Genomic DNA, 17,282 nt, shown 5'->3' with positions numbered 1-17,282 from the left:
GTTCACCCGAGCTCCTCTTCGGCAGTGCGACATCAGCTCGCGGGCTTGAGCTGGGAGAGGATCACGCCGTTGCTGATCGTGGCCCACGACGGCGGGAAGGCGTACATGTCGTCCTCCGACGGCCAGCCGGTGTAGTCCTTCGTGTTGACGAACGACATGGTCGGGTTCACGACGAGGGCGATGTAGGGGAGGTCGCGGGCGATCTCCTTCTGCACCGCGGCGTACGCGGCCTTCTTCGTGTCCTCGTCGTTGGTGCCGGCGGCGGTGGCCACGGCCTCGTCGACGAGCGGGTTCGAGTAGCGCGGGAAGTTGAAGCGGCCGGCCTCGATGGTCTCGCCCACCGGCGTCGTGTACTCGGTCGTGAGCCACTGGCGGTAGATGGCGAACGGGTCGTCGAGCGACGTGCCCGTGATGCCACTGATCATCATCTGGTAGTTGCCGCTGGTCCGGGCGTCGGACATCTCCTGCTGCGTGATCTTCACGTGGTTGATCTGCACGCCCGCCTCGAGCGCCTGCTGCGCGATGAGGTCACCCGCCGCGTTGTGGTCGCTCCAGCCGTCGACCGAGATGAGGTCGACCGAGAGCTTCTGGCCGTCCTTCTCGAAGATGCCGTCGGCACCCTTGGTGTAGCCGGCCGCCTCGAGGACCTTGGCCGCCTCGGCCGGGTCGCTCTCCTGCGGGCTCTCCTTCTCGATCTCGGAGGAGATCCAGCGGTCGTCACGACCGACGAGCGCGAGCGACGGCGACGCGACGGCCGCGTGGCCCGAGAACGCCTTCTCGTTGATCTCGCCGCGGTCGACGAGCAGGTTGACCGCCTGGCGGACGGCGAGGTCCGTCTGCGGGCCCGCGCAGCCGAGCGCCGCGTTCGAGCACGACATGATCGTGGTCGGGTCCTGCGGGGTGTTGAGCAGCGAGACCTGGCCGCCGCCGGTGACCGCCTCCGGGTCCGCGATGAACATCGTGGTCCAGTCGATCTTGCCGGTGGCGAGGAGGTCCTGGGCGCTCTGGTTCTTGTCGAGCGCGAGGAAGCGGACCTTCCCGAGGCTCGGCTCGCCGCCCCAGTAGTCCTCGTTCGGGACGACGGTGTAGGTCGCGTTCGTGATGGTGTCGAGCGTGAACGGCCCGGTGCCCACCGGCTCGTCGTTCGTGAACGTGATGAGGTCCGACACCTCCTTGAAGAGGTGCTCGGGGACCATGAGCGTGGTGCCGAGGATCTGCACGGCGCTCGTGAACTGCGCGCCGTTGAACGTGAACTTGACGGTCGACTCGTCGACCTTCTCGATCGTGTTCAGGTAGTCGCGCTTCGCCGCGTCGTTGGTGTACGAGAAGATGACGTCCTCGACCGTGAAGTCCTCGCCGTCGGACCACTTCACGCCCTCGCGGATCTTGACGGTCAGCTCGGTGCCGTCCTCGCTCCACTCGTAGGACTCGCCCAGGCGGGGCGTCGGGTCGCCGGCCTCGGCGCGGTTGTAGAAGAACAGCGGCTCGTAGATGCCACCGTTCGTCACGTGCAGCGGGTTGGGCGCGTACGGGTTGAAGTTCGCGACCATGGGCGTCTGGGTGCCGGCCCAGACGTTGAGGACACGGGCCTCACCGCCGTTGCCCTCACCCTCGCCATCGCCCCCGCCGGTGCAGGCGCCCGCGAGCAGCGAGACGCCCGTCACGAGTGCCGCGGCCGTGAGCAGACGCTTGCGCGCCGTGCTTCGAATCATCTTCGGTCCTTTCGCATGGACGACGCGTCCTCACGTCGTTCTTCGGCGCCCGCAGGCGTGTGGCAGGAACACTAACTAATAGCCACCGACCCTCCTACGAATACGACAGGAAAGTTACCTAACTGAGACATCGATACCAGGATCGCGCCCGAACAGGGTCGGCCGGACCCCGCGGAGCGGGGCCCGGCCGAGGTGCCGAGGACGGTCAGGAGTGGACGGTTCGCAGCCGGTCCCGGCGCAGCAGGCGATGCGGGCGGGAGCGGCCGGACGGGGCCGGCGGCGGGACGGCGGCAGCGCCGCCGGCGGGCCGGAGGGGCAGGGTCAGCGAGCGGCGTCCAGCGCGGCACGCGCGGCCCGCGCGACCTCGGGGTCGGTGACCTCGTAGCCGGCGTCGCCGCCGCCCCCCGGCCCGGCGTCGTCCGCGACGACGCGCTTGGCCGAGAGGTGCACGGCGTCGACGCCCGCGGCCACCAGGGCTCCGACGTCCTGCGGCCGCACTCCCCCGCCGGCCATGACCTGCACACGCCCGCCGAGCGCGTCGCGCGCGTGCGCCGCCATGGCGCGCAGCCGGTCGGTGCCGTCGATGCTGCGCGACGCACCGCCCGACGTGAGCACGCGCACGACCCCGGCCCCGGAGAGCGCGTCGAGCGCGGCGAGCGGGTCGGCGACGACGTCGACGGCGCGGTGGAACGTGACCTCGCGCCCGTCGGCGGCGTCCACGAGGGCGCGGACGGCGCCGACGTCGACCAGGCCGTCCGGGGTGAGCGCACCCACGACGACGCCGCGCGCCCCGGCCGCCACCGCGGCCCGGACGTCGCGCACCTGGACGTCGAGGTCGGTGGGCGTGAGGACGAAGCCGCCCGGGCGCGGGCGCACGAGCACGTGCACCTCGACGCGCGGCCCCGGACCGTCGGCCTCCGCCGCGGCGGCGACCGCGGCCTCGACGAGCCCGGCGCTGGGCGTGAGCCCGCCCGTCGCGCCGAGCCCGACGCACAGCTCGACCCGGTGCGCACGCACGGCCGCGGCCACGCGGACGCCGTCGGGGTCCTGGACCGCGAGCTCGAGGGCCACGTCGCGGGCCGCGGGCGCCGCGCCCCCCTCGGGGTGGGTGGTCGTCATGGCGCTCTCCCGTCGTCCGGTCCGGCGGCCGTCGCGTCGCGCGACCCGCACGACGGCGGCCGTCGGCCAGGGTAGACGACTCCGGGCGCGGGCCGGGCGCGGGAGCTCAGGCCGGCGTCGGCCGTCCCGTGGCGACGGCGGCGAGGCACGCGGACCGCAGGGTCGCGGCCACCTCGTCGGGGTCGCCGAGGTAGCCCGCGACCATGGCGCCGTCGCGCAGCATCATGAGCTGCGCCGCGGTCGCGTCGGCGTCCGTGACGCCGACCGCGGCGGCGAGGCGGGCGAACACGTCCCGCGTCCAGCGCCGGTGGCGGTCCACGACGACGCGCACCGGGTCCTGCGGGTCGGGTGTCTCCGCCGCGGCGTTGATGAACGGGCAGCCGCGGAAGCCCGGCACGCAGCTCACGGCGCCGATGGCGCCCGCGAGGGCGCTCAGGGCGTCGAGCGGCTCGGCGTCGCGGAGCGACTCGTCGACGACGGCGCGGTCGCGTGCGGCCTGCGCCTCGAGGTAGGCGACGACGAGGTCGGACTTCGTGCGGAAGTGGCGGTAGAACGTCACCTTGGTGATGCCGACCTGCTCGATGACGCGGTCGGCGCTCGTCGCTCGGATGCCCTGGGCGTAGAAGAGCGCCGAGGCTGCCTCGAGGATGCGGCGGCGCGTGTCGGCCGCGGTGCCGCGGCCCGTCGCCCCGGGCGTCGGCGAGTCGTCGACCATGCCCCCTCCTTGTCTCCGCCCTTGCGCGCGGTCGGCCGCCAGTCTAGGTTCTCCGATGTAGACGTACTAGTAACTCTACTTCGATCCCACTCTCGAGAGGCACCTCATGGCTGACACCCTCTACACCGCCGTGGCCACCGCGACCGGCGACGGTCGCGCCGGAGGCCGCGCCGTGTCCGACGACGGCCAGCTCGACGTCACGCTCGCCGTCCCGCGCCAGATGGGCGGCCCCGGTGGCGGGACGAACCCGGAGCAGCTGTTCGCAGCCGGGTGGTCGTCATGCTTCCACTCGGCGCTGAAGATGGTCGCGGCGCAGCGCGAGGTCCCCGTGGCCGACTCGGCCGTCGTCGCCGAGGTCGACCTCGTCCCGACCGGCGACGGCGGCTTCTCGCTCGGCGCGACGCTGCACGTCGAGCTCGGGGGCGGCGTCACCCAGGACGTCGCCGAGGAGCTCGCGGAGGCCGCGCACGCCGTCTGCCCGTACTCGCTCGCGACCCGGGGCAACATCCCGGTCACCGTCCGCACGACGGTCGCGTAGGGCACCCCTCGGCACGACCGCCGGGGCCGGCTGGCGGAGCGGTCCGCGGGTCGGCCCGGCGGTCAGTCCAGGCAGAACTCGTTGCCCTCGACGTCCTGCATGACGATGCAGGACTCGTTCTCCTCGTCGGCGACCATCACGCGCACGCACGTCGCGTCGAGCGCGACGAGCCGGTCGCGCTCGGCCTCGAGCGCGGCGAGACGCTCGGCACCCACGAGCCCGGTGCCGGCACGCACGTCGAGGTGCACGCGGTTCTTGACGACCTTGCCCTCGGGGACACGCTGGAAGTACAGGCGCGGACCGGCCCCGGTGGGGTCGCTGCACGCGGACCACGCGTCCCGCTCTGTGGCCGGGAGGGAGGCCTCGGCGTCGTCCCAGGTGCTGAAGCCCTCCGGGGGCGGCGCCGGGACGTAGCCCAGCACCTCGCACCAGAACCGGGCGACGCGCCGTGGCTGCGCGCAGTCGAACGTGACCTGGACCTGCCTGACCGTCGCCATCCGGCCACCCTAGGCGCCCGACCCTTCTCGGCCGGAGGGCTTTTCACGGGCGCACGACGGCCGCCGATGCCACCGCTCTGCGCGGGGCACCGACGGCCGTCGTCGTGCGGCTCGGGTCAGATGACGCCGAGCGCGAGGATCGCGTCGGCGACCTTGGTGAAGCCCGCGATGTTGGCGCCGAGCACGTAGTTGCCGGGCGTGCCGTACTCGTCGGCCGTCTCGACGCAGCGGTCGTGGATGCCCGCCATGATCTGCGCGAGGCGGTCCTCGGTGTACTCGAAGGACCACGCGTCGCGCGACGCGTTCTGCTGCATCTCGAGGGCCGACGTCGCGACGCCGCCCGCGTTGGCGGCCTTGCCCGGCGCGAAGAGGACGCCCGCCTCCTGGAGCAGCGCGACGGCGCTCGGCGTCGTGGGCATGTTGGCGCCCTCCGCGACCGCGACGACGCCGTTCGCGACGAGCTGCTTGGCCGCCGCCTCGTCGAGCTCGTTCTGCGTCGCGCACGGGAGCGCGACGTCGCACGGCACGTCCCAGATGGACCCGTCGGTGACGACGCGGGCCCCGGGGCGGCGCGCGGCGTAGTCGGCGACGCGCCCGCGCTCGACCTCCTTGATCTGGCGCAGGAGCTCGAGGTCGACCCCGGCCTCGTCGACGACGTAGCCCGACGAGTCGGAGAACGCGACCACGTTCGCGCCGAGCTGCTGCGCCTTGGCCGTCGCGTAGATCGCGACGTTGCCCGAGCCCGAGACGACGACGCGGCGCCCGTCGAGCTCCTGCCCGCGCGTCTCCAGCATGTTCTGCGCGAAGAGGACCGTGCCGTAGCCCGTGGCCTCCGTGCGGACGAGCGAGCCGCCCCACGAGATGCCCTTGCCCGTGAGGACGCCGGACTCGTACCGGTTGGTGATGCGCTTGTACTGCCCGAAGAGGTAGCCGATCTCGCGGCCGCCCACGCCGATGTCGCCCGCGGGGACGTCCGTGTTCTCGCCGATGTGCCGGTAGAGCTCCGTCATGAACGACTGGCAGAACCGCATGACCTCGCCGTCGGACCGCCCGCGCGGGTCGAAGTCGGAACCGCCCTTGCCGCCGCCGATGGGCATGCCCGTGAGCGAGTTCTTGAAGATCTGCTCGAAGCCGAGGAACTTCACGATGCCGAGGTAGACCGACGGGTGGAACCGCAGGCCGCCCTTGTACGGGCCGAGCGCGGAGTTGAACTCGACGCGGAAGCCGCGGTTGATCTGCACGCGCCCGGTGTCGTCCACCCACGGGACCCGGAAGATGATCTGGCGCTCCGGCTCGCACACGCGCTCGAGGACGGCGGCCTCGACGTAGCGCGGGTGCTTGCGCAGCACGGGGCCGAGCGAGTCGAAGACCTCGCGCACGGCCTGGTGGAACTCGGCCTCGCCGGGGTTGCGACGCAGGACCTCGTCGTAGACGGACTGCAGTCGGCTGTCCATGGGTACTCCTCGTCTGACGCGGGCGGAACTCCTGCTGACGGTACGCCTGTGCCAGAAGCTCCCGTCACACCGTCTCACTCCGCGCGCACCGGGACGGGCGGCCGCAGGGCAGGAGCGACCGCACGGGGCGGCACAGGAGTCGCCGACGACGACACATCCGTCCACCCACTGAGAAACCCTACCGATCCGGTGCGGTTTCACGGGGCGGTTGCTATACCCGTCCCCAGGTCACGAGCGCCAGCGCGAAGCCCCGGCTCGCTGGCCGGCAACCCCCTGTCACGGCGGGGTGCTCCGGGAGATGACCAGGCCGAGCCCGGCCTGCCTCGCCACCGGCGAGGACGGCCCGCACGGCAAGCGTGATCGACGACTACTGCGAGGTGCACATGACCCACCACCCCACCCACCCGACGGTGCTCGCCGTCTCGGGCAACCCGCGGCCCGGCTCGCGGACGCTCGGCGCCGCCGAGACGGTCGCGCGCCGCGTCGCCGACCTCCTCGGCACGGCCGACGTCGCCACCATCGACCTGGCGTCGCTCGCCGGCGAGGTGCTCGCCGCCGACCACCCGGCGGCCGACGCCGCCCGTGAGCAGCTCGCGCGGGCGACCGTCGCCGTCGTGGCGACGCCGGTCTACAAGGCGTCGTACACCGGGCTGCTCAAGGCCTTCCTCGACCTCTACGGCCCCGACGGGCTCGCGGGCGTCGTCGTGGTCCCGCTCGTCGTGTCCGGGAACCCGGCGCACGCGCTCGTCGGGGAGGTGCACCTGCGGCCCGTGCTCGTCGAGCTCGGTGCCGTCGTCCCGACCCGGTCGCTCACGGTCACCGAGCCGCAGCTCGCGGACCTGGGACCGGTCGTGGACGCGTGGCTCGCGCGCGAGGGCGACGCCCTGCGCCGCGCCACGGCACCGCTCCCCCCGGCGGAGGACCGCCCGGCGGCCCGCACCGACGAGGCTGTCGCCGACGCGTTCGCGGGGGTGGCCCGATGACCGCCGAGCTCACCCACCTGGAGGCCCTCCTGGCCGAGCAGGACGAGCCCCAGCTCTCCCCCGACGAGTACAAGGCCGTGTTCCGCGGCCACCCCGCGGGCGTCGCCGTCGTCGCGCTCGAGCACGGCGACCGCCTCGTCGGCTTCACCGCGACGTCGGTCATCTCCGTCTCGGCCGCGCCCCCGCTCCTCGCGTTCTCGCTCGCGTCCACGTCGTCGTCGTGGCCCGGGGTCTCGACCGCGCGCACGCTGACCGTGAGCTTCCTCGCGGACCACCAGGACGACGTCTCGGCCCGGTTCGCGACGAGCGGCATCGACCGGTTCGCGGACGGCGGCTGGTCGCGCCTGTCGACGGGCGAGCCCGTGATCGACGGCGCGCTGTCGTGGGTGCGCGGGAGGGTCGTCCAGCGCACGCCGGTGGGCGACTCCTACCTCGTCTCGCTGCGCGCGCTCGCGTCGAGCGTCGGCGCCGCGCCCAGGGCGTCGGGGGAGGCGGCGGCGTCGCCGCTCGTCTACCACGACCGCACCTACCACCGGATCGGCGACCACTCCGCGCTCTGAGCACACGGACGGGCGAGGGGCCCGACGGCGGAGGTCCCGCCGTCGGGCCCCTCGCCCGTCCCGTGCCGCCCCTCACGGGTGGTCCGTCACCAGCTCCAGCCGCGCGCGCTGAGCTCGAGCTCCTCGCGGAACCGCTCGTCGTCGCCGGTGCGGAAGCCCGCGCGCAGGGGCGCGTCCGCGACCGGGAGCCCCGTGAGCCGACAGGCCTCGCGCAGCAGCGCGTCGTAGGCGCCCTGGACCGCGAGGTAGTGGTGGGCGCGCGCGTAGACGTCCGGGTCGGCCTCGATGCGCCGGAGCTCCGCGGCGAGCGCGGTGAGCCGCACCTGGAGCGCGAGCGTCGTGAGCGGGTCCGGTGCCGCGGCGGCACGACGGCGCCCGCCCGTCCGGTGGCTCGGAGGCCGCCCGGCCCGGCGCAGCACCCACCACGCGGCGGCGGCCGTGCACGCCGTCGCGCACCAGATCATGAGCAGCCACGACATCGGAGCCGACCTCTGCGCGGGGAGACCCACAGGACCTCTCCAGTCTAGGTCTCCCCGGCCCCGCGGGGCAGGGCGAGCGGCCCCCTGTCCTCGCCGCCGGCCCGCGCGGCGGGTCAGCCGTCGAGGAGGTCCGGCTGCGGGTGCCGCACGCCCTGGACGGCCGCGCGCGGGATCGCCGCGCCGATCGTCGCGACGTCGTCCGGCGTGAGCTCGACCGCGGCCGCCGCGACGTTCTGCTCCAGGTACGCGACGCGCTTCGTCCCCGGGATCGGGACGACGTCGTCGCCCTGCGCGAGGAGCCACGCGAGCGCGAGCTGCGCCGTCGTGACGCCGTGCTCCGCGGCGAGCTGCTCCAGGGAGCGCACGAGGCCGCGGTTGTGCTCGAACGCCTCGCCGGCGTACCGGGCGTGGGCGCGGCGCACGTCGTCCTCCGCGAAGCCGTCGGTGGCGTCCACGGTCCCGGTGAGGATGCCCCGGCCGAGCGGCGAGAAGGGCACGAAGCCGACCCCGAGCTCGCGCAGCGTCGGCAGCACCTCGTCCTCCGGGTCGCGCGTCCACAGCGAGTACTCGCTCTGCACGGCCGTCACGGAGTGCACGGCGTGCGCGCGGCGCACGGTCGCGGCGGACGGCTCCGAGAGACCGATGCCGCGGACCTTCCCTGCCTCCACGAGCTCGGCGAGCGCGCCGACCGTCTCCTCGATCGGCACCTGGGGGTCGACGCGGTGCAGGTAGTACAGGTCGAGGCGGTCGGTGCCGAGGCGGCGCAGGCTCGCGTCGACCGCGGCACGGACGTACTCGGGGCGGCCGTCGACAGGACGCCCGTCGGGGTGGCCGCCCGCGGGCGGGAGCCCGAACTTCGACGCGAGGACGATCTCGTCCCGGTGCGGCCCGAGGACCCGGCCGAACAGCTCCTCGTTGCGGCCGTGGCCGTAGACGTCGGCCGTGTCGAAGAGCGTCACGCCGAGCTCGAGCGCGCGGCGCAGCACGGCCTCCGCCTCCGCGGCGTCCGCGGGGCCGTAGGCGTCGGTGACGGACATCCCGCCGAACCCGACGGCGGAGACGGCGAGCGCCGCCCCGCCGGTGCCGAGCGTGCGCGACGGGAGGGTGCCGGGGGCGGGGGTCCGGGTGGTGTCGGTCATGGCCCCAGCGGACCACCGTCCGCTGCCCGGGGCAAGGGCGGACGCCGTCCTCTCACCTGGCGAGAGGACGTGACGCGCCACGCTGCGGCTCGGCGCGCGACGAGCCCCGCCGCAGGTCAGGCACGCCTCTCCTTGCTGGCGGACGCGCGGAATGCCACCTAGTCTGGAATCGTTCAAGTGAACGGCACCGACGGAAGCCGGGTGACCGCCGCACGATTCCGGGCGACCCCCGAGAGAGCGAGGAGCACCATGTCCGCACCCACCATCCACCGCACGACGGCCCGCTTCGAGGCGTCGGAGAAGCTCCGCGCCCACCTGCAGCGCGTGCTCGTCGCGCTCGTCGACCTGCACGTCCAGGGCAAGCAGGCCCACTGGAACGTCACGGGCCGCGGGTTCCGCGACCTGCACCTCCAGCTCGACGACGTCGTGGACGCCGCGCGCGAGCACAGCGACACCGTCGCCGAGCGCATGCGCGCGCTCCAGGTCGTGCCCGACGGCCGCACCGAGACCGTCGCGACGACGACGGACCTCTCGCCGTACCCGGCCGGCCTCGTGTCGGTCGGCGACACCGTCGACGCGGTCGTCGAGCGCATCGCGCAGACGGTCGAGGTCGTCCGCGCCGTGCACGACGACGTCGACGCCGAGGACCCGACGAGCGCCGACATCCTGCACGAGATCATCGCGGACCTGGAGAAGCAGGCCTGGTTCCTCTCCTCGGAGAACCGCGAGGCCTGACCCGGCCCGCCGCCGCGAGGTAGAACGGCCCGTCGCGAGGTAGAGCACGCCGTGTGCTACCTCGCGACGGGCCGTCCTACCTCGCCGTGCGCCCCTGGTGCGCGCGGCGGCCGGGGATGGCCGCGACGAGCTCACGCGTGTACTCCTCCTGCGGGTCGAGCAGGATCTGCTCGGCCGCCCCCTGCTCGACGACGCGCCCGCGGTGCATGACGCCGACGTGGTCGGACACCTGCCGCACGACGGCGAGGTCGTGCGAGATGAACAGGTACGCGAGCCCGTGCTCCGCCTGGAGCCGCACGAGCAGCTCGAGGATCTGCGCCTGCACGGACACGTCGAGCGCCGAGACGGGCTCGTCGAGCACGACGAGCGCCGGGTTCAGGGCGAGCGCCCGCGCGATGGCGACGCGCTGGCGCTGCCCGCCCGAGAGCTCGCGCGGCCCCCGGCGGAGCACGTCGGGCGGGAGCGCGACGTCCTCGACGAGCGCACGCGCCCGGTCGGCGCGCTCGGACGGCGACCCGACCCGGTACGCCCGGAGCGGCTCGGTGACGATCTGCTCGACGGTGAACCGCGGGTCGAGCGACGCGTACGGGGACTGGTAGACCACCTGGAAGCCGCGGCGCAGCGACCGCAGCCGCTCGCCGCGCGCCGTCGTGATGTCCTCGCCGGCGAACTCCACCGTGCCCGCGGTGGGCCGCTCGAGCCGGAGGGCGAGGCGCGCCGTCGTGCTCTTGCCCGACCCCGACTCCCCCACGAGCGCGTACGTCTCGCCGCGCCCGACCGCGAGGCTCACGCCGTCCACCGCGACGAGCGTCCGGTGCGCCGACCCGCGCGGCAGCGTGAACTCCTTGCGCAGGTCCCGCACCGCGAGGACGGGCGTACCCGCGGTGTCCGGGCCGGCGGCGTCGGGCACCGCGATCCCCTGACCGACGGCGCGGCTCGCGACCGCGGCGCGGCTCGCGTCGGCGCGCGGGACGACGCCGTCGTTCGGCGCCGTCTCCGGGGTGCCGCCTGCGACGAGGCGCGAGCTCGCGAGGCTCGGCGCCGCCGCGATGAGCTGCTGGGTGTACGGGTGGCGTGGGTCGTGCAGCACCTGCTCGGCGGTGCCCTCCTCGACGACGACCCCGTGCTCGAGAACGACGATCCGGTCGGCGCGGTCCGCCGCGACGCCGAGGTCGTGCGTGATGAGCAGGACGGCGGTGCCGAGGTCGCGCACGAGTCCGTCGAGGTGGTCGAGGATGCGGCGCTGGACCGTCACGTCGAGCGCGCTCGTGGGCTCGTCCGCGACGACGAGGCGCGGCCGGGCCGCGACGGCGATCGCGATGAGCACGCGCTGGCGCATCCCGCCGGAGAGCTGCGACGGGAACTGCCGCGCGCGGGCCTCCGGGTCGTCGATCCCGGCCTGGCGCAGCAGCTCGACCGCACGCTCGCGCGCCTCCTTGCGCCGCGCGAGCCCGTGGATGACGAGCACCTCCGCGACCTGGTCGCCCACGCGCGTGACGGGGTTGAGCGAGACCGTCGGGTCCTGCGGCACGAGCCCGACGTCGCGGCCCCGCACCTGCTGCCACTCCTTCTCGGAGAGCCGTCCGACCTCGCGGCCGCCGAGGCGGATGGTCCCTGCCGTCACCTCGCCCCCGCGCGCGAGCAGGTGCAGGGCCGCGTGCGCCGTCGTGCTCTTGCCCGACCCGGACTCGCCCACGAGCGCGACGACCTCGCCCGCCCCGACCGTGAGGTCGACGCCGCGCACGGCCGCGTACGAGCCGCCGTCGCGCGTGCGGTAGGCGACCTCCAGACCGCGGATCTCGAGCGCGGGCGCCTCGCCCGACGTCGGGCCGGGACGCTCCTGGGTGGTCGGCGTCGTGGCGGTCATGCGTCCCCTCCGGTCCGTTCCAGGGCCCGCGCGATGCGGTTCGCCGACAGCACGACGGCGACGATCACGAGGCCCGGCATGGTCGTGAGCCACCACGCGGTGGCCAGGTAGTCGCGCCCGCCCGAGACGAGCGACCCCCACTCCGGCGCGGGCGGCGGCGTCCCGTAGCCGAGGAAGCTCAGGGCCGAGATGGCGAGCACGGCCGTGCCGAGCTCGAGCGCGACGAGCGCGAGCACCGGTCCCGTCGAGTTGGGCAGCACGTGGCGCCCCAGCACGCCGTACCAGCGCACCCCCGACGCGCGGGCCGCCTCGACGTACACCGACGTCGAGGTGCGCAGGACCTCGGCCCGCATGACGCGCGCGAACGTCGCGACGCTCGTGATGCCGACGGCGATCGCGACCTTGACCGTCCCGAACCCGAGCGCCGTGATGATCGCGAGCGAGAGCAGGATGCTGGGGATCGCGAGCAGCACGTCGACGAACCGGCCGACGACGTCGTCCACCCACCCGCGCACGAATCCCGCGAGCAGGCCGAGCAGCGACCCGGCGACGAGCCCGACCGCGACCGCGACGACGGTCGCGCCGAGCGAGGCCGACGCGCCGTGGACGACGCGCGCGTACACGTCCCGCCCCAGGTGGTCGGTGCCGAACAGGTGCGCGCCCGACGGCGGCTGCAGCCGGTCCGCGGGCACGCCCGTCAGCGGGTCGTACGCCGTGAAGAGCTGCGGGACGACCGCCCACGCCGTGACGAGCAGGACGACGAGCACGGCGACGACCAGCCCGGGCCGCCGCACGGCGTACCGCGCCCCGCGCCGCCACCGGCTCGCCGTGCCCCGGGTCCGCACGCGGCCGTGCCGCAGGATCGCGCGCGCGTCCTCGCGGTCCTCGACCTCGATCTCCGCAGGCGTGCGCCCCTTGGGCGCGTCGGCGGGCGGGGCGTCGGGGGCGAGCGCGCCCGCCGGCGGCACGTCCGCCACCGCGGCACGGTCCGCGACCCGGGCCTCGTCCCGGAGCACGATGCGCACTCCCGGCCTGGTGCTCATGCGGCCACCGCCTTCTGTCGTGCGTCGATCCGGGGGTCGAGCAGGGGGTAGAGCAGGTCGACCACGAGCGTGACGACCACGAACACGAGCGCCGAGAGGACGACGACCGCCTGCACCACGGGGATGTCCTGCGCGTCCACCGACGTCACCGTGAGCCGTCCCAGGCCCGCGCGCGAGAACACCGTCTCGGTGACGACCGTGCCGCCGAGCAGCCCGCCCACGACGACCCCCAGCACGGTCAGCGCGGGGATCGCGGCGTTGCGCAGCGCGTGACGGAAGTGCACGCGCGCGCGGCTCGCGCCCTTGGCGCGCGCCGTCTCCACGTACGGCTCGCCGAGCGTCCCGCGCAGGCTCCGCGCGAGCACCTGGGCGAGCGCGGCGCTCGCCGGCACGGCGAGCGTGATCGCCGGCAGCACGAGGCTGATCGCGCCCTGGTTGCCGATCGCGGGGAACAGCGGGAGCTGGAAGGAGAACCACTGCAGCAGGAGGAGGCCCAGCCAGAACGGCGGCAGGGCAACGCCGAGCGGAGGGAGCGACGCGAGCGCGTGGCGCAGCCAGGCCGCGCGCGGGAACGTGCTCGCGATCGCGATGCCGGCGCCCGCCACGACGGCGAGGACGAGCGCCGCGGCCGTGAGCCGGAGCGTCTCCGGGAGCGCCTGGAGCACGAGCTGCGTCGCGGGCGCCCCGGACGCGTACGACGTCCCGAAGTCGAGCCGCAGCGCGTGCCACAGCGCGTCGGCGTACTGCACGAGCACGGGCCGGTCGAGGCCGTACTGGGCGCGCAGGGCGTCGAGCAGCGCGGGGTCCACCTGGTCCGCCTCGCCACCGCCGCTCGCCATGAGCGCGGCCGGGTCGCTGGGCAGCAGGTAGAGGACGAAGAACGAGATGGTGAACGCCGCCCAGAGCACGAACAGGCCCTGCCCGGCGCGACGCAGGACGTACCGGCCCATGGTCGGCCTCCTTCCGTGGGGGATGCCCGCCTGCCCGACGCCGCGGCGTCGGGCAGGCGGGCCCGGCGGGTCAGCCCTGGGTGACCCAGGCGTCGTAGAAGTCGAGGCGCGACGACGCCTCGAACGTCAGGCCGTGGACCGTGTCGGCGGCCGCGATGGTCGTCGAGAGCTCGTAGACCGGGATCGCGTGCCCCTTCTGCACGAGCAGGCGCGACGCCTCCGTGACGAGCTCCTGGCGCTCGGCCGGGTCGGTCGCCGCGGCCGACGCGTCGAGCAGGTCGTCGACCTCCTCCGCGTCCCGCTGGTTGATGTTGCGCGCGTTCGCCGAGAAGATCGTCCGCAGCACGTCCGGGTCGGAGCGCGTGAGGTTGTAGTAGTCGAAGTCGAAGTCGCCGCTCTCCTTGATCGCCTGCGACTCGGCGACGGTCACGTGCTGGAGCTGGAGGTCCACGCCGATCTGCGCGAGCTGCTGCTGGACCAGCTCGAGCGGCTCCGGCACCTGCCAGAACGTCACGGTCGTGGAGAGCTTCTGGCCGTCCTTCTCCCGCACGCCGTCGGCGCCCTCGACCCAGCCCGCGTCGTCGAGGATCTTCTTCGCGCCCTCGGGGTCGTAGGCGAGCTCGTCCGCGACGCTCTCGTAGAGCGGCGTCGAGTGCGACAGGACGCTCGTGGCCGGCTCGTCCTGGGCGCTGAGCACGGTGTCCGCGATCTGCTCGCGGTCGATGCCCTGGAGGATCGCCGTCCGCACGGCCTCGTCGCCCGCGAGCGGGCTCGACTCGTTGGGGAAGAGGTTGAACACGACTCCCGGGTTGGCGCGGTACTCGAGCCAGAACCCGTTCCCGTCGAACTGCGGCAGGTCGACGGTCGAGATCGCGGCCGTGGCGTCGATCTGCCCGGACTGCAGGCTGCCGCTGCGCACGCTCGCCTCGGGGATGACCTTGAACGTCACCGTGTCGAGGTAGGCCTCGCCCTGGTGGTCGCTCGCCTCCGAGCCCCACGCGTAGCCCGCGACCTTCTCGAGCACGATCTCCTGGTCCTGCGTGTACGACTTCACGGAGAACGGGCCGGAGCCGACGAACTTCCCGGCGCAGCGGTCCTCGACGCTCAGGTCGGCCGAGGACGGGGCGAGGAGGCCGAGCGAGAACGTCGACGTCGCCTGGAGGAACTGCGCGCTCGGCTCCGCGAAGTCCACCGTGAGGGTCTGCGGGTCGGTGACGGTCGTGCCCTCGTAGCCGACGAGGTACTGCGACCCGAGCGACGCCGTCGCGCCGAGCGCGACGATCGCGTCGAAGTTCGTCTTCACCGACTCGGCGTCGATCGGCGTGCCGTCGGCGTACGTCGCGTCGTCGCGCAGGTGGAACGTGTAGCTCGACGCGTCGTCGTTCACCTCCCAGCTCTCCGCGAGCCACGGCAGGATCTCGCCCGACTCCGGGTCCTGCGCCGTGAGCGACGCGACCGTCTGGCGGGCCGCCGCGATGGCGTCGTTGTTGCCGACCTGCTGCGGGTCGATGCAGTGCGAGTCGACCGTAAGGGCGAACGTCAGGTCGCCGCCCGCCTCGGGCTCGCCGGACGGGCTGGGCGACCCGTCGCCGTCGGACGCGCCGGAGCCGCCGCCCGCGCACGCGCTGAGCAGGAGGCCCGTCGCGGCGGCCGCCGCGGCGACGGTCAGGGACCGGCGTCGGTGAGGTGTGGGGATCATGTCGTGCTGCTCTCCTCGTGTGCCGGCTGAGGACCGGCGGTCGTCCGGCGCCGGTGGTCGACCGCGCCGGGCTCAGGGCCGTCGCGGCGGGGGAACCCACCGGGGTGCCGTGCTTACCGCGCGGCGGGAGCCACGCGGTCAGGTCGTTCCCGGAGCACCCCGTCACGTCGAAGGGTTGCTGGTCAGCGAGCCGGGCCTGCGTGCTGACGCTCGTCACCTGGGAGCAGGAAAGACAATCTCGACCGGGTAAGTCAAGTATCGAGACGCGCGTCCCGCCAGGCGGACGGTTGTTTCGGTTGAGACGGCGTGGGCTGCGGCTGCGTCACGTGTCACCGCACTGGGACGGGCGACTCAGGTGGCGCGCGGTGGAACTCCTGGCCCGCCCGGGGTGCTGAGCGTCCCTCGAAGGGCAGAGGTGCGCACTGCGTGCGCGCGCGAGAGGCGCTGCGGCGCGCGGCGGCAGGCACGCACGTATCAGCCTCGCAAACCGCAGACCCGACTCCTGGCAGAGCGGCGCGTCACACCCGTCGAGATCGAGAACGTGTTGAGGTCGGACTGGTGGGACCGTGCCACGCGGAACAGGTAGACCGTTCGTATCAGGTCGGCAGATCGTGGGCCCGTGAGGTCCCAGACGCGGTGAGAAGCACATGCGCACCGAGGGGCGCACGCGCTACGGACTCGACCCAGACGGCTTCGCGGAGAGGGCGCAGTCCGAACTCCACGCCCGCATGCCCGGACCGCGGTTCGAGGCCCGCGACGAGCTCGACGGCTCACAGTCGATCCGCTCACTCACAAAGGACGACGTGCTAGCGGCGAGCAACCACGTGCCGGCGGATGCCAACCTTGGGCCAATGGGGCGCGGCGGCCTACGCGACGTGCGGGTGTGGAAGCGCAAGGGGCCCGACGTAGATCTCGCGATGGCGTCGAAGTCCTCGCACCTCCTGGACTAGCCGAAGCTCGTGGCTCACGCGACCGCCGAGAAGGAGCGCCACCACACCACCGTGCAGCACGCCGAGGCCCAGCCGCTCATGCAGCAGGCCGACCGCGAGCACCGGCTGGCGGACCAAGCGCGGAGCGCCGGCGAGTACGAGCTGGACCCTGACCCTCGCGCCCGTGCGGCCTCCGGAGCAGCCCAGCATGACGCGTTCGGCGCCCGAACACGGGCGCGCTCCGTACGACACCGCCAAACGCCGCGTCGCACACTGCGAGCGACCTGCGCGCCAAGGGCATCGCCAGCGACCTCGATGACACCCGGATGCGCCGACGTCAGGCGGGCCCGACCGGCGACCGAAGCCGTGGCGGCCAAGCCCCGAGCCGCAGCCCGAAGGCCCGCAAGAACTGCGGGCACGCAGCCCAGGCTGAGCGCGCAGGACTCGATCGGCAACTTCGGGAACGACGCACTGGGCGCGTGCCCACCAGTTTGCGCTCAGAAGCCCCCGTGTTCACAGGTGTCGCAGTCTGCGGCGGGCGGGTGAGCACAAAAAAGCGGCTCTTCTACGGCTCTTTGCGTAAGTAGACCCACTCTTCACCCGGTTCCAGCGCACGGCTCATAGAACACGGCAGCCAGACGGGAGCAAACTCGATCACCACCTCGTCGCCGAAATCCGCAATGCTATATGTCTCTGCAAGCGAAACGTTCTCACAGTCTTCTTCTGTGGGGCGGTTCTCGAATAAGAAACGCGCTGAGATTGCAGGGTAACTGCAGGCGATAGCAATTCCCCGCAGGTTAGGCGTCACCAGTTCCCAGATTGCTCGTTGAATTGACAGAAGCGCGCGCACTCGAAAATCCATG

16 protein-coding genes and 2 riboswitches are annotated in these 17,282 nt (G+C 73.5%); of the genes, 4 read left to right on the top strand and 12 right to left on the bottom strand.

What is annotated here, in order from left to right; genetic code table 11:
• Positions 1 to 32 precede the first annotated feature (32 nt).
• The 3 genes from E1O70_RS08330 to E1O70_RS08320 all read right to left on the bottom strand — a co-directional run bounded on the left by E1O70_RS08330 (position 33) and on the right by E1O70_RS08320 (position 3,546).
• Complete coding sequence (locus E1O70_RS08330) at positions 33 to 1,712, bottom strand: ABC transporter substrate-binding protein (protein ID WP_061268324.1); 1,680 nt, start codon at positions 1,710 to 1,712, stop codon at positions 33 to 35.
• A 321-nt stretch (positions 1,713 to 2,033) separates the two neighbouring features.
• The gene (locus E1O70_RS08325) at positions 2,034 to 2,831 is read right to left on the bottom strand and encodes a copper homeostasis protein CutC (protein ID WP_061268325.1); all 798 of its coding nucleotides are present in this window, start codon (positions 2,829 to 2,831) and stop codon (positions 2,034 to 2,036) included.
• Between the two features lie 106 nt (positions 2,832 to 2,937).
• Complete coding sequence (locus E1O70_RS08320) at positions 2,938 to 3,546, bottom strand: TetR/AcrR family transcriptional regulator (RefSeq protein ID WP_082774605.1); 609 nt, start codon at positions 3,544 to 3,546, stop codon at positions 2,938 to 2,940.
• Positions 3,547 to 3,652: 106 nt separating this feature from the next.
• On the opposite strand from E1O70_RS08320, the gene E1O70_RS08315 reads away from it, so the two are divergent.
• Positions 3,653 to 4,084, top strand: coding sequence for an organic hydroperoxide resistance protein (locus E1O70_RS08315; protein ID WP_061268326.1), 432 nt, complete (start codon positions 3,653 to 3,655; stop codon positions 4,082 to 4,084).
• Positions 4,085 to 4,146: 62 nt separating this feature from the next.
• On the opposite strand, the gene E1O70_RS08310 is transcribed toward E1O70_RS08315, so the two are convergent.
• Entirely contained in the window at positions 4,147 to 4,581 is a 435-nt protein-coding gene (locus tag E1O70_RS08310) for a VOC family protein (protein WP_061268327.1), read from the bottom strand.
• 116 nt (positions 4,582 to 4,697) lie between these two features.
• Positions 4,698 to 6,035: an NADP-specific glutamate dehydrogenase gene (gene gdhA, locus E1O70_RS08305; RefSeq protein ID WP_021482903.1), complete on the bottom strand. Its 1,338-nt coding sequence runs from the start codon at positions 6,033 to 6,035 to the stop codon at positions 4,698 to 4,700.
• A gap of 226 nt (positions 6,036 to 6,261) precedes the next feature.
• A riboswitch (SAM riboswitch) is annotated at positions 6,262 to 6,364 on the top strand.
• A 54-nt stretch (positions 6,365 to 6,418) separates the two neighbouring features.
• On the opposite strand from gdhA, the gene E1O70_RS08300 reads away from it, so the two are divergent.
• Both E1O70_RS08300 and E1O70_RS08295 read left to right on the top strand, forming a co-directional pair.
• The gene (locus E1O70_RS08300; RefSeq protein ID WP_082774612.1) at positions 6,419 to 7,018 is read left to right on the top strand and encodes an NADPH-dependent FMN reductase; all 600 of its coding nucleotides are present in this window, start codon (positions 6,419 to 6,421) and stop codon (positions 7,016 to 7,018) included.
• The gene (locus tag E1O70_RS08295) at positions 7,015 to 7,578 is read left to right on the top strand and encodes a flavin reductase family protein (protein WP_061268328.1); all 564 of its coding nucleotides are present in this window, start codon (positions 7,015 to 7,017) and stop codon (positions 7,576 to 7,578) included. The genes E1O70_RS08300 and E1O70_RS08295 overlap by 4 nt, the downstream gene beginning before the upstream one ends.
• 86 nt (positions 7,579 to 7,664) lie before the next feature.
• Here the strand turns inward: E1O70_RS08295 and E1O70_RS08290 are convergent, their stop codons facing one another.
• Both E1O70_RS08290 and E1O70_RS08285 read right to left on the bottom strand, forming a co-directional pair.
• Entirely contained in the window at positions 7,665 to 8,057 is a 393-nt protein-coding gene (locus E1O70_RS08290; RefSeq protein WP_228086558.1) for a hypothetical protein, read from the bottom strand.
• 113 nt (positions 8,058 to 8,170) lie between these two features.
• Positions 8,171 to 9,196 carry an aldo/keto reductase gene (locus E1O70_RS08285; protein WP_061268329.1) on the bottom strand — a complete coding sequence of 342 codons (1,026 nt, stop codon included), beginning with the start codon at positions 9,194 to 9,196 and terminating at the stop codon, positions 8,171 to 8,173.
• 249 nt (positions 9,197 to 9,445) lie between these two features.
• On the opposite strand from E1O70_RS08285, the gene E1O70_RS08280 reads away from it, so the two are divergent.
• Entirely contained in the window at positions 9,446 to 9,931 is a 486-nt protein-coding gene (locus tag E1O70_RS08280; RefSeq protein WP_051028364.1) for a Dps family protein, read from the top strand.
• A gap of 76 nt (positions 9,932 to 10,007) precedes the next feature.
• Here E1O70_RS08280 and E1O70_RS08275 read toward each other — a convergent pair whose 3' ends face one another.
• The 5 genes from E1O70_RS08275 to E1O70_RS08255 all read right to left on the bottom strand — a co-directional run bounded on the left by E1O70_RS08275 (position 10,008) and on the right by E1O70_RS08255 (position 17,281).
• Complete coding sequence (locus E1O70_RS08275) at positions 10,008 to 11,798, bottom strand: dipeptide ABC transporter ATP-binding protein (RefSeq protein WP_061268330.1); 1,791 nt, start codon at positions 11,796 to 11,798, stop codon at positions 10,008 to 10,010.
• Positions 11,795 to 12,841: an ABC transporter permease gene (locus tag E1O70_RS08270; RefSeq protein WP_082774606.1), complete on the bottom strand. Its 1,047-nt coding sequence runs from the start codon at positions 12,839 to 12,841 to the stop codon at positions 11,795 to 11,797. Before E1O70_RS08270 ends, E1O70_RS08275 begins: the two co-directional genes overlap by 4 nt.
• Positions 12,838 to 13,791 (bottom strand): ABC transporter permease, encoded by a 954-nt coding sequence (locus tag E1O70_RS08265; RefSeq protein ID WP_061268331.1) that lies wholly within the window; start codon positions 13,789 to 13,791, stop codon positions 12,838 to 12,840. Before E1O70_RS08265 ends, E1O70_RS08270 begins: the two co-directional genes overlap by 4 nt.
• 70 nt (positions 13,792 to 13,861) lie before the next feature.
• Positions 13,862 to 15,490 (bottom strand): ABC transporter substrate-binding protein, encoded by a 1,629-nt coding sequence (locus E1O70_RS08260; protein WP_061268332.1) that lies wholly within the window; start codon positions 15,488 to 15,490, stop codon positions 13,862 to 13,864.
• Positions 15,491 to 15,594: 104 nt separating this feature from the next.
• A riboswitch (SAM riboswitch) is annotated at positions 15,595 to 15,708 on the bottom strand.
• Between the two features lie 1,276 nt (positions 15,709 to 16,984).
• A complete protein-coding gene (locus E1O70_RS08255; protein ID WP_128957616.1) occupies positions 16,985 to 17,281 on the bottom strand; it encodes a MafI2 family immunity protein in 297 nt (98 codons plus the stop codon).
• Position 17,282 lies beyond the last annotated feature (1 nt).

Origin of the sequence: Cellulosimicrobium funkei (genome assembly GCF_004519295.1) — a bacterium.
GTDB lineage: Bacteria > Actinomycetota > Actinomycetes > Actinomycetales > Cellulomonadaceae > Cellulosimicrobium > Cellulosimicrobium funkei.
This window is presented reverse-complemented; position numbering and strand designations above follow the sequence as displayed.

Bases quoted from the DNA above. Each gene is read 5' to 3' on its own strand.
- E1O70_RS08330 (WP_061268324.1), bottom strand. From the start codon at position 1,712: ATGATTCGAAGCACGGCGCGCAAGCGTCTGCTCACGGCCGCGGCACTC.
- E1O70_RS08325 (WP_061268325.1), bottom strand. From the start codon at position 2,831: ATGACGACCACCCACCCCGAGGGGGGCGCGGCGCCCGCGGCCCGCGAC.
- E1O70_RS08320 (WP_082774605.1), bottom strand. From the start codon at position 3,546: ATGGTCGACGACTCGCCGACGCCCGGGGCGACGGGCCGCGGCACCGCG.
- E1O70_RS08315 (WP_061268326.1), top strand. From the start codon at position 3,653: ATGGCTGACACCCTCTACACCGCCGTGGCCACCGCGACCGGCGACGGT.
- E1O70_RS08310 (WP_061268327.1), bottom strand. From the start codon at position 4,581: ATGGCGACGGTCAGGCAGGTCCAGGTCACGTTCGACTGCGCGCAGCCA.
- gdhA (WP_021482903.1), bottom strand. From the start codon at position 6,035: ATGGACAGCCGACTGCAGTCCGTCTACGACGAGGTCCTGCGTCGCAAC.
- E1O70_RS08300 (WP_082774612.1), top strand. From the start codon at position 6,419: ATGACCCACCACCCCACCCACCCGACGGTGCTCGCCGTCTCGGGCAAC.
- E1O70_RS08295 (WP_061268328.1), top strand. From the start codon at position 7,015: ATGACCGCCGAGCTCACCCACCTGGAGGCCCTCCTGGCCGAGCAGGAC.
- E1O70_RS08290 (WP_228086558.1), bottom strand. From the start codon at position 8,057: ATGTCGTGGCTGCTCATGATCTGGTGCGCGACGGCGTGCACGGCCGCC.
- E1O70_RS08285 (WP_061268329.1), bottom strand. From the start codon at position 9,196: ATGACCGACACCACCCGGACCCCCGCCCCCGGCACCCTCCCGTCGCGC.
- E1O70_RS08280 (WP_051028364.1), top strand. From the start codon at position 9,446: ATGTCCGCACCCACCATCCACCGCACGACGGCCCGCTTCGAGGCGTCG.
- E1O70_RS08275 (WP_061268330.1), bottom strand. From the start codon at position 11,798: ATGACCGCCACGACGCCGACCACCCAGGAGCGTCCCGGCCCGACGTCG.
- E1O70_RS08270 (WP_082774606.1), bottom strand. From the start codon at position 12,841: ATGAGCACCAGGCCGGGAGTGCGCATCGTGCTCCGGGACGAGGCCCGG.
- E1O70_RS08265 (WP_061268331.1), bottom strand. From the start codon at position 13,791: ATGGGCCGGTACGTCCTGCGTCGCGCCGGGCAGGGCCTGTTCGTGCTC.
- E1O70_RS08260 (WP_061268332.1), bottom strand. From the start codon at position 15,490: ATGATCCCCACACCTCACCGACGCCGGTCCCTGACCGTCGCCGCGGCG.
- E1O70_RS08255 (WP_128957616.1), bottom strand. From the start codon at position 17,281: ATGGATTTTCGAGTGCGCGCGCTTCTGTCAATTCAACGAGCAATCTGG.